This is a genomic window from Hyalangium minutum (assembly GCF_000737315.1).
Lineage (GTDB): Bacteria > Myxococcota > Myxococcia > Myxococcales > Myxococcaceae > Hyalangium > Hyalangium minutum.
The window spans coordinates 185848-200597 of the sequence record NZ_JMCB01000004.1; the positions used below are offsets into that span (position 1 = coordinate 185848).

General features: G+C 68.8%; 13 protein-coding genes. 8 read left to right on the forward strand and 5 right to left on the reverse strand.

Translation table 11 applies throughout. The features are described 5' to 3' along the window. Positions 1–46: 46 nt before the first annotated feature. Positions 47–3148: a choice-of-anchor A family protein gene (locus DB31_RS46475; protein ID WP_075305972.1), complete on the reverse strand. Its 3102-nt coding sequence runs from the start codon at positions 3146–3148 to the stop codon at positions 47–49. A gap of 323 nt (positions 3149–3471) precedes the next feature. Here DB31_RS46475 and DB31_RS12265 point away from each other — a divergent pair, with 323 nt between their 5' ends. The 4 genes from DB31_RS12265 to tsaE are packed head-to-tail and all read left to right on the forward strand — an operon-like array spanning position 3472 to position 6584. After that, positions 3472–4197, forward strand: a complete 726-nt coding sequence (locus DB31_RS12265; RefSeq protein ID WP_044186661.1) for a pyridoxine 5'-phosphate synthase — start codon at positions 3472–3474, stop codon at positions 4195–4197. A 2-nt stretch (positions 4198–4199) separates the two neighbouring features. After that, entirely contained in the window at positions 4200–4577 is a 378-nt protein-coding gene (acpS, locus tag DB31_RS12270) for a holo-ACP synthase (protein ID WP_044186662.1), read from the forward strand. A gap of 1 nt (position 4578) precedes the next feature. Continuing rightward, positions 4579–6111, forward strand: coding sequence for a bifunctional ADP-dependent NAD(P)H-hydrate dehydratase/NAD(P)H-hydrate epimerase (locus DB31_RS12275; protein ID WP_044186664.1), 1533 nt, complete (start codon positions 4579–4581; stop codon positions 6109–6111). Beyond that, positions 6108–6584, forward strand: a complete 477-nt coding sequence (gene tsaE / locus DB31_RS12280) for a tRNA (adenosine(37)-N6)-threonylcarbamoyltransferase complex ATPase subunit type 1 TsaE (protein ID WP_044186666.1) — start codon at positions 6108–6110, stop codon at positions 6582–6584. Before DB31_RS12275 ends, tsaE begins: the two co-directional genes overlap by 4 nt. 17 nt (positions 6585–6601) lie before the next feature. On the opposite strand, the gene DB31_RS12285 is transcribed toward tsaE, so the two are convergent. The 4 genes from DB31_RS12285 to hutU form a co-directional block, all read right to left on the reverse strand. After that, positions 6602–7426 carry a class II glutamine amidotransferase gene (locus DB31_RS12285; protein ID WP_044186667.1) on the reverse strand — a complete coding sequence of 275 codons (825 nt, stop codon included), beginning with the start codon at positions 7424–7426 and terminating at the stop codon, positions 6602–6604. A gap of 104 nt (positions 7427–7530) precedes the next feature. Next, positions 7531–8796 (reverse strand): imidazolonepropionase, encoded by a 1266-nt coding sequence (hutI, locus tag DB31_RS12290; RefSeq protein WP_044186668.1) that lies wholly within the window; start codon positions 8794–8796, stop codon positions 7531–7533. A gap of 3 nt (positions 8797–8799) precedes the next feature. After that, entirely contained in the window at positions 8800–9534 is a 735-nt protein-coding gene (locus tag DB31_RS12295; RefSeq protein ID WP_044186670.1) for a hypothetical protein, read from the reverse strand. An 8-nt stretch (positions 9535–9542) separates the two neighbouring features. After that, positions 9543–11198, reverse strand: a complete 1656-nt coding sequence (gene hutU, locus DB31_RS12300) for a urocanate hydratase (protein ID WP_044186671.1) — start codon at positions 11196–11198, stop codon at positions 9543–9545. A 129-nt stretch (positions 11199–11327) separates the two neighbouring features. On the opposite strand from hutU, the gene DB31_RS12305 reads away from it, so the two are divergent. From DB31_RS12305 to DB31_RS12320, 4 genes are read left to right on the forward strand one after another with little or no spacing between them, the layout of a single operon-like run. Then, on the forward strand, positions 11328–11702 hold the full coding sequence (locus DB31_RS12305) for a response regulator (protein ID WP_044186672.1): 375 nt from the start codon (positions 11328–11330) through the stop codon (positions 11700–11702). Next, complete coding sequence (locus tag DB31_RS12310; RefSeq protein WP_044186674.1) at positions 11702–12703, forward strand: GAF domain-containing protein; 1002 nt, start codon at positions 11702–11704, stop codon at positions 12701–12703. The genes DB31_RS12305 and DB31_RS12310 overlap by 1 nt, the downstream gene beginning before the upstream one ends. Positions 12704–12721: 18 nt before the next feature. Beyond that, positions 12722–13096 carry a response regulator gene (locus DB31_RS12315; RefSeq protein ID WP_044186676.1) on the forward strand — a complete coding sequence of 125 codons (375 nt, stop codon included), beginning with the start codon at positions 12722–12724 and terminating at the stop codon, positions 13094–13096. Beyond that, positions 13096–14730 carry a chemotaxis protein CheA gene (locus DB31_RS12320; protein WP_044186677.1) on the forward strand — a complete coding sequence of 545 codons (1635 nt, stop codon included), beginning with the start codon at positions 13096–13098 and terminating at the stop codon, positions 14728–14730. The genes DB31_RS12315 and DB31_RS12320 overlap by 1 nt, the downstream gene beginning before the upstream one ends. Positions 14731–14750 lie beyond the last annotated feature (20 nt).

Sequence of the window (14750 nt, forward strand, 5' to 3'; positions counted from 1 at the left end):
AGCGGTGGCGCAGGGGCCCTCGGTGAGAGGGCCCCCGCGGCCGGTACTACGGGCACACGTCGCGGTCGTACAGCGGGAACACGTGGCCCTCGGCGTTACCCGTCAGCGACACAGCGTAGATGCCACCATCCCAGTTGCCGTTGCTGAAGTTGATGCGGGCGTAGGGCGCCAGCACCGTGCCGCGGATGCCGAAGCTGGAAGAGGTGATGCTGGTGGTGTCCACGAAGTTGTAGAGGATGTTGCGCGCGTCGATGCCGCTGCTCAGCTGGTAGCCGAAGTTGCGCAGCGTGGCCGAGGCGCCGCGGATGTTGATGATGACCATCGAGCCGGCCGGCACGTTGATGTTCAGCAGGGCCGCACCGTTGAAGGCGCTGGCGTTCACGTTGAAGATGTTCGTCGTCGTGCTCGTGCCGCGCAGGAAGATGCCGCCCCAGGACTCGCGCGTCGTCGTGCCGTTGGCCGTCTGGTTCGCCAGGTTGGTGGACAGGGTGCGCAGCTCCGCGAACTTCGCCGCGAAGTCGATGGGCGTGCCCTTGGCCAGGCTGCCCCGGGCGATCGTCACGCCCTGGTTGGCGCTGTAGTTGTTCCCGTAGAACGTGTTCCCGTACACCCGGCCGTTGGCCAGCGTCAGGTTGCCGCCCGCCACCAGCACGTTGGAGATGTCGCTGGCCGCCAGGCTGCCGCCCACCGCGAAGTTCGTCATGGAGATGTTGCCGCCCGCCGCCACCTTGCCCTGGACGTCCACGCCCTGGGTGTAGTCCTCGAGGAGGAAGAGGTTGTAGTCGCTCAGGCGGATCTGGGTGCAGGTGGAGCAGGGGCCCACCGTCAGCGGGCGAACCGCCGTGCCCACGTTGCCCGCGGCGTCCGCCACCCGGTAGGTGACCGTGTACTGGCCCGCGCGCGTCTGGTCGAGGTTGCTGGTGGTGGTGATGGTCTGCGTCAGGTTCCCCGCGCACTGATCCGACGCCGTGGCGCCCGGATCCACGTAGGGCGAGCCGTTGCACGCGACGGTGGTGGCGCCAGCGCGCACCTGGATCTGCGGAGCCAGCGTGTCACGCACCGTCACCGAGCGGGAGGCCGCCGCCGTGCCCGTGTTGCCGGACGGATCCACCGCCTTGTAGCTCAGCGTGTAGGTTCCCAGCTGCGCCGTGTTGACCGAGCCCAGGGTCTGCGTGGCCAGAGAGCCCGCGCACGCATCGCTCGCCGAGGCACCCGGATCCACATAGGCGCCCGAGCCGCACTCCACCTGCGCGTTCAGCACGCCGTTGATCGTCACCGTGGGGCTGAGCGTGTCCGCCACCGTGATGACGCGGCTGGCCTCGGGGGCCGCGTGGTGGGACGGATCGCTCACGTTGTAGCGCAGGACGTAGGCGCCGGGGACCTGCGGGTTCACCGTGCCGCTGCGCGTGATGGAGGCCGACAGATTCCCCGCGCACCGGTCCGAGGCCGAGGCGCCGGACTCGGTGTACGCCGTGCCGCACTCCAGCTGCTGGTTGATCAGCCCGTGGAGCGTGATGGCTGGCGCCAGCGTGTCGGCCACGGCCACCGTGCGCGTGGCAGGCTCAGAGGTGTTGCCCGCCGAGTCCGTCGCCACGTAGGTCAGCGTGTAGTTCGCGCTCGGCACCTCCAGGTTCACCGAGCCCGTCCGGGAGATCTGGTCGCCGTACAGAGGGCCCTCGCACAGGTCGCTGGCGGGAGCACCCGGGTCCGTATAGGTGGCGCCCTTCGTGCACTCGAGCGTCTCCACCGCCAGGCCGTTGAGCTCCACCTGCGGCTTCACCCGGTCCAGCACCGTCACCACCGCCTTGCACGAGGACTGGAGGCCCTCGCGATCCGTGCACGTCAGGTACACCTCCGTCTCGCCGATGTCATACGGGCCCGTCGGGCTCTGCGTGCAGCCCGCCATGTCACCGTCCGGATCGCTAGAGCCCTGGTCCACCACCGCGGTGACGCCGCAGGTGTACTCTGCCACCACCGTCACGTCCTGGCAGCGCGCCACCGGGGGCCGCGGCAAGGTGGGCGGAGGCGTCTGCTGCGAGCGCTTGCAGAACGAGGTGCAAGTCCCCACCCGGCCCTCGGTGTCGCCGCTGCGGCCGTTGTGGATGCCCTCGTCGCACTCCTCGCCGAACTCCGTGTCCACGTGGCCGTCACCGCACCAGTTCATGTGGCACGAGAAGGAGCATGTCGAGGAGGCCAGCGTCCCCGTCTGCGCGGGGGTGCCGTTCAGCCAATCGCCCATGTCGCACTCCTCACTCGAGGGCGCCTCAGAGAGTCCACAGCCCGCTCCCAGCGTCATGGCGCCGCGCACCAGCAGGTAGGGCGTGCCCGTCAGGAACGTCTCCGTGCCCGGATCCATCAGGAAGTCCGACATCACCTGCTCGCCGGGGATGGGTCCGTCCGAGGAGCTCAGCGCTATCGCGGCATACGAGAAGTTGCGCTTCGGGTAGCCGGTGAACACCGAGCGCGCCACGCAGCCGTTGTCGCCGCTCAGCTGGCCGTCCATCAGGTTCTGGGAGACCAGGTTGTTGTACATCTCGAAGATGTGGCCGGAGCTGGGGCAGCTCGCCATGCCCTGCACCGTGAAGGTGCCGAACGGCTCCAGCAGCTTCACCTGCGTGGGCGCCTGGGCATTCTCGTACGCGCAGCCCAGCGCGATGTACATGCCCGTGCGGTACTGCTGCGAGTTGAGCACGTGGCTGATCGCGTTCTCCACCAGCTGCGGCGTGCCATTGGTGACCGGATCCGTGCTCAGGATGGCCACGTCACCGTCGACGATGATTCCCCAGCGGTCGCGCGTGTCGATCGCAGCCTGGAAGGCGGCCTCGCCGCTCTGGCACGCCCCATCACCGATGATGAGGGCGCGGTAATCCATGAACTGATGCGCCGTCATGGCCCGCCACTGCTCCGGCGTCACCACGTCGATCTGAGTGAACGGAGAAGCCGCGGCCACCGCCTGTGCCTCGCGGCTCTCCAGCCCACCCGAGACGCTGCTGCCCAGGATGAGGACCTTGTCGCCGCTGCGCATCTGCTGAGAAGAGGTGCTCGGGGCCGCCGGGGCCGCCGAAGGCGTCGGAACTGCCGCCTCCCGGCCACACCCGAAGGCCGCCAAGGTGGTGAGCAGCCACCCGGTTCGGAGGAAGGAGCGCATTGTTGGGAGACCCACAGGATTCCAGGAGAGGGACAGGCGCATGAGCAGGGTTCCTTCTTCTTGGTTTCTAAGAATTCGATTAAATCTCGGAAGACCGTGAGATATTGAATTCCAGAGAATGATTCCTGTTCAGGCGGATAATTGCAAGCACACCTGAAATAAAGAGCTGGCGGAAGGTGAGCAGAGCCGCCGCCATTTCCCCAGGGCCTCACCGTGTGTAGCGCGGTGTCCCCGCAGCGGCTGCGGGCCGAGTGTTCCAGTGTATGGGGAATGTTGACATCGCTGTGGCAGGCCCCAATAGAGGAAGGAGCAAGGAGCGGCCCATGGGACAGCGGTTGGGTGTGAACGTGGATCACGTGGCGACGCTGCGGCAGGCGCGGCGCACCACGTATCCGGATCCAGTCACGGCGGCGGCGCTGGCGGAGCTGGCCGGCGCGCAGCAGATCACCATCCACCTGCGCGAGGATCGCCGCCACATCCAGGACCGCGATCTGCGCATCCTCCGGGAGACGTGCCAGACGCTGCTGAACCTGGAGATGGCGGCCACCACGGAGATGGTGAAGATCGCCTACGAGTACAAGCCGGACGTGGCGACGCTGGTGCCCGAGCGCCGCGAGGAGCTCACCACCGAGGGCGGGCTCGACGTGAACGGCCAGCGCGAGCACGTGGCCAAGATCATCAAGAACCTCAAGGACGGGGAGATCACCGTCTCGCTGTTCATCGATCCGGACCTGGATCAGGTGCGCGCGGCGCACAAGGTGGATGCGGATCGGATCGAGCTGCACACCGGCCGCTACTGCGAGGCGCGCAACGAGCGTGAGCGGGGCCGGGAGCTGAGCCGCATCATCGATGCCTCCAAGGCCGCCGCGAAGCTGGGCATGAGCGTGGCCGCGGGCCACGGGCTCAACTACGACAACGTGCAGCCGGTTGCCCGCATCCGGGAAATCGACGAGCTGAACATCGGGCACGCCATCGTGGGCCGCGCGGTGCTGGTGGGCTTCGAGCGGGCGGTGCGGGAGATGCTGGAGCTGATGCGCAACCCGGGGTAGCGATGGCGATCGTCGGCCTGGGGATGGACATCTGCTCGGTGGAGCGCATCCAGCGCATCCTGCAGGGGCCTCGTGCCGAGCGCTTCCTGGAGCGCGTGTACACGGATGCTGAGCGCGCCCTGTGCAGCGAGCGGGCGGACTCCGCGAGCGCCTATGCCGCGCGCTTCGCCGCGAAGGAGGCCCTGGTGAAGGCGCTGGGGGCTCCGCCGGGGATTCGCTGGCGGGACATGGAGGTAGTGCGCACCGGTGGCATGCCGCGCTTCACCGTGTCCGGCGTGGCCCGCGAGGTGATGGAGCAGCGGCGCGTAGAGGCGCTGCTGACGATGACCCACGACGCAGGGGTGGCTGCGGCCACCGTCATCCTGCAGGAGCGGCCTTGAGATGCAGAGCGCCCTGACCGCCGCACAGATGCGCCAGGCAGAGCAGGCCGGCGACGACCAGCTGGGGATGTCCTCGGCGCTGCTCATGGAGAACGCGGGCCGGGCGCTCGCGGACGCGGCGCGGAGCGTGGTGGGGCCGCAGGGGCGGTTCCTCGTCGTCTGCGGGCCAGGGAACAACGGCGGCGATGGGTTCGTGGCGGCGCGGTTCCTCCTGGAGGGCGGGGCCCGGGTGTCCGTGGCGCTGGTGGGCGACAAGTCGAGGATGTCCGCCGAGGCCCAGCGCGCCATGAAGGGGCTCGTGTCGTTTGGCATCGCGCCGCAGCCGCTGGAGGCGCTCTCGCGGCCGAGGGCCGGAGACGTGGTGGTGGATGCGATCTTCGGCACTGGGCTGAACCGTGCGCCCGCGGGCCCTTTCGCGGAGGCCATCTTTCGCATCTACCGGTGGCGCAGGATCGGCGTGAAGGTGGTGGCCGCGGACGTGCCCTCGGGTTTGCAGAGCGACACGGGGGAGGCCTTCCTTCCGTACCTGGAGGCGGACATCACCGTCTCCTTCGGGTTCCTCAAGCGCGGGCAGGTGGTGGAACCGGGGGCCTCGCTCTGTGGTGAGCTGCGGCGGGTGGACATAGGCCTGTCTCCGGTGGCGCTCCAGGTGGTCACCGGGCCTGTGCTGCGGGTCGTGGAGGAGGCGGATGCCCGTGAGGCGCTGCCAGCCCGGCGTTCGGACAGCCACAAGGGGACGTACGGGCACGTGCTGGTGGTGGCTGGGAGCCGGGGTAAGTCCGGCGCGGCCGCGCTGGTGTCCCGGGCGGTGCTGCGCTCGGGCGCGGGGCTCGTCTCCGTGGCGACGCGAGGGGATGTCTTGGATGCCGTGCTGGCTCACTCGCCCGAGGTGATGGGGATCCCGATGGAGCGAGCCGGAGCACTCGGGTCCGCGGATCTCAACATCCTGCTGGAGGCCGCTGAGGAGAAGGATGCGCTCGTCATCGGTCCCGGCATTCCTCGCGGGCCGGAGACGGGCAAGTTGATCGGCGAGCTGCTCGAGCGCGTGGATGCACCCGTGGTGCTCGATGCGGACGCGCTCAACGCCGTGGCCTCGGATCTGGCGGTGCTGCGCCGCGCGAAGAAGCCCGTCATCCTCACGCCGCACCCGGGGGAGATGGCCCGGCTCACCGGACGCTCCACCAAGGAGGTTCAGGCGAACCGGCTGGAGGTGGCGCGAGGCTTCGCGACACAGCACGGGGTGACGCTCGTCCTCAAGGGATCTCGGACGATCATCGCGAGCCCGGATGGCGAGCTCTTCGTGAACCCGACGGGGAACGCGGGCATGGCCACGGCGGGGGCAGGGGATGTGCTCTCCGGCATCTGCGGAGCGTTCCTGGCGCAGGGAATCCGGGCACCCGATGCAGCCTGGGCCGCTGTCTACGCCCACGGCCTCGCGGGAGATCTCGCTGCGGCCCGGAGAGGGAAGGTGGGGCTCATGGCCTCGGATATCGCCGAGGGACTGTGCGACGTCTGGACGCGGTGGGGAAGATGAGTGCGCCCTCGCTGACGCGCACGCTGCGCTCGGAATCTCCCGAGGAGACGCACCGGATGGGCGTGCGCCTGGGCGAGCTGCTCCAGCCTGGGGACTTCGTGGGGCTGATCGGCGATCTGGGCGCAGGCAAGACGCACCTGGTGCGCGGCGTGGCCGAGGGCGCGCAGGTGGCCCGCTCCGAAGTGGCCAGTCCCACCTTCGCCATCGTCTATCCGTACCGGGGACGCATTCCGCTGTACCACGCGGACCTCTACCGCATCGCGGACTACGACGAGCTGTACGCCACCGGCTTCCTCGATCTGATCGGAGGCGATGGCGCGGTGCTGGTGGAGTGGCTGGATCGCGTCCCCCAGGCCGCGCCGCGCGAGTACCTGCGGCTGACACTGCGGCCCGTGGCGGACGATGCGCGCGAGCTGCACGCCGAGGCCTTCGGCTCCAGGCCCGCGGAGCTGCTCTCGCGCTGGGCTCCCTGAGCCGGTGTGACTCGGCCTCAGCCCACCACGGCGAGATCCGAGAGGCGCCAGCGATGCAGCGTCAGCCCGCTGTCCACTCCGACCACCTCGTCCTCGGAGACCTCGTTCCACGCGGTGTGGTTGCCGCACAGCGCCTCGCTGGCGATGAGCAGCTGCTCCACCTTCACGCCGTTCTGGAGCCGCGCCATCGCGCACGACTCCGAGCGCCGCCCGTCCGACAGGTACAGCGTGCGGTTGCGGCGCGTGGCCACCATCACCTCACCGTTGGTGACCAGGAAGTTCATCGCCGAGCGATCCTGCCCTGGCTGATCCGTGATGGATGCCACCAGTTGCATCGTCTCGGCCAGCGACGCCGCCACGTCCTCCACGCGCGCCGTTCCATCCAGCGAGGTCCGCGAGGCCATCCGCGTGAGGAAGACGTGGAAGCAGCGCTCGGAGTCCGTCGTGCCGTGGATGTTCGGGCGCAGATCCTCGCTGATGAGCGACTCCACCGCTCGGCGGTGCTGCTCGAAGTTCTTCAGCGTCCCGTTGTGCACGAACGACCAGCGGCCATACAGGAACGGGTGCGAGTTGCGCATCTCCACCGCTCCCACCGAGGCCAGCCGGATGTGTGCCACCACGGTGTGAGAAGACACCAGGCTGCTCACCCGGAGGAAGTCTGGATCGCTGTGAGCCGGGCCGACGCCGTGCGCGACCTTCGGGCTCGGATCCACACCATACGCCGCGATTCCCCAGCCATCCTTGTGCTCGCGCGACTGGATGACGAGCGAGTTCTTCTCGGTCACAAGGGCCGGATGAACGGCGGCGGGAACAGCAGAGCGGAAACCAAAAAGGCGGCACATAGCGTTCGACCAACAGAATGATAACGGCCAACCCCGGCCAACGATAAGACGCCTATCGGGCCGAGCAAGGTTCACTATCAAGAGGTCGTCACTCCCCCTCTTATTCACTCACACAGGGCCGCACCGTCGCGCACGAGCAGACGCCCGTATTTCAACACCGCCCGAGCGTGGTTCACTCCAAGGTGGTAGGGCAGATGCCGATAGTTTGTGCACGAAAAGATCACGAGATCGGCCACGTCTCCCACCGCCAGCCGCCCGTGAGAGGGCAGGCCCAGGGCCAGAGCGGCACCTCGGGTGGCCGCCCAGTACACCTCGGCCGCCGAGAGCCCGTTCTCCAGGCAGCCGAGCCCCATGGCCAGCGGAAGATTCTCTGACATCGCCGAGCCGGGATTGATGTTGGTGCCCAAAGCAATGTTGACCCCAGCCTCGCGCAGCTTTCGGCCCGGGGCGTAAGGGCGCATGCGTACGAAGAGGGTGGAGGTGGGAACGAGCACGGCGGTGACGTCCGCGGCCGCCAGCGCGCGGATGCCCGCCTCGCTCACGTTCTCCAAATGGTCCACGGTGGCGGCGCCCAGCTCGGCGGCCAGCTCCGCACCCCCGCCCGAGGTGAGCTGATCCCCGTGCAGCCGAGGCCGCAGCCCCAGCGCCTTCGCGGCGGTGAGCAGCCGGCGCGCATCGTCCGGGGTGAAGGCGCTCTGCTCCACGAAGATGTCGCAGAAGCGCGCGAGCCCCTCGCGAGCCACGGCCGGGAGGATCTCCTGGACGCACAGCTCCACGTACGCTTCGCGGCGGCCCTTGAACTCCTCGGGCACCGCGTGGGCGCACAGCAGCGTGGGCACCAGCTCCACGGGTGACAGGCTCGCCAGCCGGCGCACCACCCGCAGCATCTTCAGCTCGTTCTCGACATCCAGCCCGTAGCCGCTCTTCACCTCGGCCGTCGTCACTCCGTACTCGAGCAGGCGCTGGAGTCGGGGCAGGGCGAGGCGCACCAGCTCTTCCTCGCTCGCGGCCCGCGTGGCGCGCACGGTGCTGACGATGCCACCGCCCGCCTGGGCAATCTCTAGATACGTGGCGCCCTGGTTCCGCAGATCGAACTCACGGGAGCGCTCGCCCGCGAAGACCAGGTGCGTGTGCGGATCCACGAAGCCTGGGCCCACCATGCGGCCCTCGGCGTCCAGGATCTCCGTGCTCGGCGTGACAGCCCCAGGCGGCAGATCTGGCTCCTGGCCGACCCACGCTACGCGGCCTCCGCGCACGCCCACGCACGCTCGGGGCCGAGGCGTGAGGGCCTGCTCGGCGGGCTCTCGGTGCGAGCCCTCCACGGTGAGGACCTCGGAGGTGTTACGGACGAGAAGATCCAGCGGTTCCATGGCTCACCGTGCCCAGCGCCCGCCGAGGATGGGGGAGTTCCAGCCCTTCTCCCCGGGAGCCTTCACCCGGCCCGCGCCTCCGGACAGCTCGAATTGATCCACCCTGCCCAGCGGCAGCTGCACCACCGCCGCCGCGCCGTAGAACAGCGGCGTCGCACGCTCGTTCTGCGAGAAGACCCGGTGGATGCCCAGGAAGGGCACGATGCCCAGACAGACGCGCTCCTCGGGGGAGGCGTAGATGGCCAGGGAGGTCTCCGCGCCGAAGATGCTCCCGGGGCCGCCGCGCGTGTCGATGCCGAAGTCCGTCGCGCCGCGCACTACCACCGAGGGCGCCACGCCGAACGTGGGCGTGCCGTACCAGCTCGACAGCCCCAGGTAGACGCCATAGCCGGGCAGCGGGAGCGGATAGTAGATCTCCCCGTTCACGCCCAGGTGCAGCGCGAGCTTCTCCGTGAGCGGCTTCTGCACCGCGAAGTCGTAGGCTATCGACCATTGCTGCGGGGAGAAGCTGGCGCCGTTGCCGGCGAAGGGCTGCGTGCTGTCGAAGCGCGCGGCGAGCGGCGCTGACAGGCGAGGACCGCTCCTCAGGCCCGCCTGGAGCAGGCTCTGGTCCGGGTGCCCCGGCCCCAGCCGCATCACCATGGGGCTCACGGTGGTGGGGGCACAGCCCGCCAGCCAGGCCAGCGCCACGAGCGCCACCACCCCCCAGCCTCCATGTCTCGGGAAGGGTGTCTCCATGCCGTGCCTCACACTGTGACGCCGGGGATCTTCACTCCGCGCTTGTGCGCGACGTCCACGGCCTCGGGATAGCCCGCGTCCACGTGCCGCAGCACGCCCATGCCCGGATCCGAGGTGAGCACGCGCTCGATGCGCCGTGCGGCCTCCGGCGTGCCATCCGCCACGATGACCTGGCCCGAGTGCAGCGAGTAGCCCATGCCCACGCCACCGCCGTGGTGGAAGGACACCCACGAGGCGCCGTTCACCGCGTTCACCAGCGCGTTGAGGATGGGCCAGTCCGCCACCGCGTCCGAGCCGTCCTTCATCGCCTCCGTCTCGCGGTTGGGCGAGGCCACCGAGCCGCAGTCCAGGTGATCGCGGCCGATGACGATGGGCGCCTTCACCTCGCCCTTGCGCACCAGCTCGTTGAACACGAGGCCCGCCTTCGCGCGCTCGCCGTAGCCCAGCCAGCAGATGCGTGCCGGCAGTCCCTGGAACGCCACGCGCTGCTGCGCCATGGTGATCCACCGCCGCAGCGATTCCTTCTCCGGGAACAGCTCCAGCACCGCGCGGTCCGTGCGGCGGATGTCCTCTGGATCTCCGGACAGCGCCACCCAGCGGAAGGGCCCCAGGCCCTCGCAGAACATGGGGCGGATGTACGCGGGCACGAAGCCCGGGAACTCGAATGCGTTCTCCTTGCCGCCCGCCTGCGCCTGCCCGCGCAGGTTGTTGCCGTAGTCGAACACGTGGCTGCCCGCGTTCTGGAAGTCGATCATGGCCTGCACGTGCATCGCCATGGTCTCCCGCGCCCGGCGCACGTAGCCCTCGGGGTCCCGGCGCCGCAGCTCCGCTGCCGCCTCCAGCGACAGATCCGCGGGGATGTAGCCGTTGAGCGGATCATGCGCGCTCGTCTGATCCGTCACCAGATCCGGCTTGATGCCGCGCCGGTACAGCTCGCGGAACACCGTGGCCGCGTTGCCAATCACGGCGATGGAGCGGCCCTCGCGCTTCTGCTGGGACTGCTTCACCAGCGCCAGCGCCTCGTCCAGATCCTTGGCCACCACATCCAGGTAGCGCGTCTCCACGCGGCGCTGGGCGCGCTGGGGATCGATCTCCACGCCCAGGAACACGGCGTTGCACATGGTGGCCGCCAGCGGCTGCGCCCCGCCCATACCGCCCAGCCCGCCCGACAGCACCAGCCGCCCGCTCAGGTCCGCCGAGCCGAAGTGCGTGCGGCCCGCCTGCGCGAACGTCTCATACGTGCCCTGCAGAATCCCCTGCGTGCCGATGTAGATCCACGAGCCGGCCGTCATCTGGCCGTACATCATCAGTCCCTTCTTCTCCAGCTCGTGGAAGTGCTCCCAGGTGGCCCAGCGGCCCACGAGGTTGGAGTTGGCCAGCAGCACACGCGGAGCGTCCGGGTGGGTCCGCAGGATGCCCACCGGCTTGCCCGACTGGACGAGGAGCGTTTCCTCGTCTGAAAGCTCTTTCAAGCTGGCGATGATCCGATCATAGGAAGGCCAGTCGCGCGCGGCCTTGCCGGTGCCGCCGTAGACGACGAGATCCTCAGGGCGCTCGGCCACATCCGGATCCAGGTTGTTCATCAGCATCCGGAGCGCGGCCTCCTGGACCCAGCCCTTGCAAGAGCGGGCAGTGCCTCTGGGGGCGCGGATGACGCGGGACATAAGTACTCCGTGGGTCAGGGATGACTGCTAGAAGGGCGGGCAGCCTAGCCGAACTCCTGGGGCACGCGAGTGCCGTGTGCCGGACAAAATCTTCTCTCGGCTGGTACAATCGCCGCTGGACGAGGGGCTATGTCCGTTCCGAAAAAAATCCTGCTGGTCGATGACTCACCCACGGTCCTGTTGATGGAGCGGCTGCTCCTGCAAGACGGGCCATACGAGCTGCTCAGCGCCAGCAGTGGCGCCGAGGCGGTAGAGCGGGCCTTGGCCGATCGTCCCGAGCTCATCCTCATGGACGTGGTGATGCCGGGGATGGACGGCTTCGAGGTGTGCCGCCGGCTCCGTGCCGAGGAGTCCACGCGTGCCACGCCCATCATCCTGGTGACGACGCGCGGCGGCCCCGAGCACGTGGAGAAAGGCTACGAGAGCGGCTGCAGCGACTACGTGACCAAGCCGTTCGATGGCAACGAGCTGAGGGCCAAGATCGAGAGCTTCCTGGGTCACTGATGGCGGCCGACTCCAAACCCGCTCCCGTCCTCCGCCCGAGGGTGGCGGCAGCCCTCCAGCGTTTGAAGGACATCCGCCCAGGAGAGGCGGCGGGGGCGGTGGGGGAGATCGTGTCCCAGCTCATGGGCTGCGAGGAGCACGTCCTGCTCGCGCTCGAGCCGGGAGGAGAGCGCTTCGTCGTGTCCTCGGCCATGGGGCTCCCGCCGGAGCGGCTCCAGGCCCTCCTGGTGCCCACGGGCATTGTCGGGCAGGTGGCCCGGCATGGTGTGCCCTACGTCATCGGCCGGACCAGCTCCGTGGGCGCGGCCCCTCACGAGGCAGGGCTTACCGCCTGCATCCCGATCCTGTCCGGCCGGCAGGTGAGGGGCGTGCTCGCGCTGTTCCGGATGCTCCCCCAGAAGCGCGGGCTGTCCGACGAGGACCTCGAGCTGTTGGATTTACTCCGCGTGCAAGGGGCTGCGGCCGTGTCCGAGCCGCGTCAGGGGTTCATTGCCCCGTACGAGCCGCAGCTGTCGTATCCCCTGGGGGAGCCTGCTTCGCTGCGGACGGTCTACCTGGAGCCGGGGGGCCTGATGGCGGCGTCGCGTCCCACCGAGGTGACGACCATTCTGGGCTCTTGTGTCTCCGTGTGCCTGTGGGACGAGCGTCTGCGCGTGGGGGGGATGAACCACTTCCTGCTCCCCACCGCGCCCTACGGGCAGGCTCAGAGCAGCCGTCATGGCGATGCCGCCATCCCCATGTTGCTGAGAGAGCTGGAGCGGCTGGGAAGCCAGCGGTCGAACCTGAGGGCGAAGGTGTTTGGGGGCGCTCATATGGCGGGTCTCTCGGCACCCGGCGCAGCGCTGACCCTGGGCGAGCGCAATGCCGAACTGGCCCGTCGTCTGTTGGGGGAGGTGGGGATCGCCATCGTTGCCGAAGATCTCGGTGGGCGAGCGGGCAGGAAGTTGCGCTTTCGCACCGACGATGGAATGGCTCTGGTGAAGACGTTGAGGGCGGGCTGACTGGCCGAGAGAAGAGTCATGGAAGGACATAAGAAGATCCTGCTGGTCGATGACTCACCCACGGTCCTGCTGATGGAGCGAATCCTCCTACAGGACGGACCGTATGAGATCATCACTGCTGCCAGTGGAGAAGAGGCGCTGACGCTCGCGCTCTCCGAGCAGCCGCACGCCATCGTGATGGACGTGGTGATGCCGGGAATGAACGGCTACGAGGTGTGCCGCCGGCTGCGCGATCAGGAGTCCACGCGCACCACGCCCATCATCCTGGTGACGACGCGCTCCAGCCTGGAGTCGCTCGAGCGCGGCTACGCGAGCGGCTGCAATGACTACATCGTCAAGCCCTTCGAGGCCATGGAACTGCGGATGAAGATCGCCAGCTTCGTGGGGTCCTGATGAAGACGGATCTGGATGCGGTTCGCACGGCGTTTCGCGCCGAGGCCACGGAACTGCTCGCCGGGCTGGAGAAGGACTTCCTGGCGCTGGAGTCCGCCTCGGATCCCGCGGCGATCGAGAGCGTGCTGCGCTCCGTGCACACGCTCAAGGGCAACTCCCTGCTGATGGGCTTCCCGGCCGCGTCCGAGGTGGCCCACCGCGTGGAGGATCTGCTCGCGCGGCTGTCTCACCGCACGCGCCCGGTGACGGCGGAGCTGGTGACGCTGCTGCTGCAGGCGGTGGACACACTCCGGGTGATGCTCGCGGCGCACGGCTCGGAAGGCCGCGAGGCCCCGGATGTGCCCGAGATCCAGCGCCGGTTGCAGGAGGCGGCGGGCGCGGAGCTGCCCACGGACAGCGCCCCCGCGCCCGAGGGAGCGACCCCTGAGAAGGCCGCCGAGGCCCCGGTGCCCGTCACCGCCGAGCGGACGCTGCGAGTGGGGCTGGACCGGCTGGACCGGATGCTGGACCTCACGGGGGAGATCGCCATCTCGCGCGGGCGGCTCACGGCCATGCTGGAGCAGGCGCACCGCTACTCGCCCCAGGAACTGCTCGAGGCGCACCGCGACGCGGACCGCCTGTACTTGGATCTTCAGGAACTGGTGCTGAAGGCGCGGATGGTGCCCATTGGGCGCGCCTTCCAGCCCTTCGCGCGGACGCTGCGCGACTTGTGCGAGGCGTCAGGCAAGCTGGTCCGGCTGGAGGTGAGCGGCGAGGACGTGGAGGTGGACACCGCCGTGGTGGACCTCATCCGGGATCCGCTCCTGCACCTGGTGCGCAACGCGGTGGATCACGGCATCGAGACTCCCGCGGTCCGCAAGCGGCTCGGCAAGGAGTACTACGGCACGTTGAAGCTGAGGGCCTCCCATGAGGCCGGGAGCATCGTCATCGAAGTGGAGGACGATGGCGCCGGGCTCAACCGCGAGCGCATCCGCGCGCGGGCTCAGGCCCTGGGGCTGCTCCAGCCGGGCGAGGAGCGCCCGGACGCGGAGCTGTTCCTTCTCATCTTCACGCCGGGCTTCTCCACGGCCGAGCGCGTCACCGAGCTGTCGGGCCGGGGCATCGGCATGGACGTGGTGAAGCGCAACATCGAGAACCTGCGCGGCTCCATCGCCATCGACACCCGAGAGGGGCGGGGCACCACCATCCACATGCGCCTGCCGCTGACGCTCTCCATCATCGAGGGCTTCTCGGTGAAGGTGGGGGAGGAGACGTACATCCTGCCCCTGCAGAGCGTGCTCGAGTGCGTGGAGTTGCCCGAGACCGAGAAGCGCCCAGGGCACACCGGTGTGCTCAACCTGCGGGGCCAGCCGCTGCCCTACCTGCGGCTGCGCGAGCATTTCTCCGTGGAGGGGCCGCCCCCCGCCCGAGAGAGCGTGGTCGTCATCTCCCAAGGCCGGGGACAGGCGGGCCTCGCCGTGGACGCGCTGCTTGGGCAGGGTCAGACGGTCGTCAAGCCGCTCGGCAAGGTGTTCCAGGACGTCTCTGGTGTTTCAGGCTCCGCCATCCTCGGCACCGGCCGGGTCGCCCTGATCCTCGACGTTCCTTCACTCCTTCAAAAAGCGCTCCGCAACCTTCCAGCCGCAGCGTCGTAAGCCGTAAACCGTAGTCCGCT

Coding starts and splice junctions, on each gene's coding strand:
- DB31_RS12320 (WP_044186677.1), top strand. CDS start 13,096: ATGAAGACGGATCTGGATGCGGTTCGCACGGCGTTTCGCGCCGAGGCC.
- DB31_RS12310 (WP_044186674.1), top strand. CDS start 11,702: ATGGCGGCCGACTCCAAACCCGCTCCCGTCCTCCGCCCGAGGGTGGCG.
- tsaE (WP_044186666.1), top strand. CDS start 6,108: ATGAGTGCGCCCTCGCTGACGCGCACGCTGCGCTCGGAATCTCCCGAG.
- acpS (WP_044186662.1), top strand. CDS start 4,200: ATGGCGATCGTCGGCCTGGGGATGGACATCTGCTCGGTGGAGCGCATC.
- hutU (WP_044186671.1), bottom strand. CDS start 11,198: ATGTCCCGCGTCATCCGCGCCCCCAGAGGCACTGCCCGCTCTTGCAAG.
- DB31_RS12265 (WP_044186661.1), top strand. CDS start 3,472: ATGGGACAGCGGTTGGGTGTGAACGTGGATCACGTGGCGACGCTGCGG.
- DB31_RS12295 (WP_044186670.1), bottom strand. CDS start 9,534: ATGGAGACACCCTTCCCGAGACATGGAGGCTGGGGGGTGGTGGCGCTC.
- DB31_RS12275 (WP_044186664.1), top strand. CDS start 4,579: ATGCAGAGCGCCCTGACCGCCGCACAGATGCGCCAGGCAGAGCAGGCC.
- hutI (WP_044186668.1), bottom strand. CDS start 8,796: ATGGAACCGCTGGATCTTCTCGTCCGTAACACCTCCGAGGTCCTCACC.
- DB31_RS46475 (WP_075305972.1), bottom strand. CDS start 3,148: ATGCGCTCCTTCCTCCGAACCGGGTGGCTGCTCACCACCTTGGCGGCC.
- DB31_RS12315 (WP_044186676.1), top strand. CDS start 12,722: ATGGAAGGACATAAGAAGATCCTGCTGGTCGATGACTCACCCACGGTC.
- DB31_RS12305 (WP_044186672.1), top strand. CDS start 11,328: ATGTCCGTTCCGAAAAAAATCCTGCTGGTCGATGACTCACCCACGGTC.
- DB31_RS12285 (WP_044186667.1), bottom strand. CDS start 7,426: ATGTGCCGCCTTTTTGGTTTCCGCTCTGCTGTTCCCGCCGCCGTTCAT.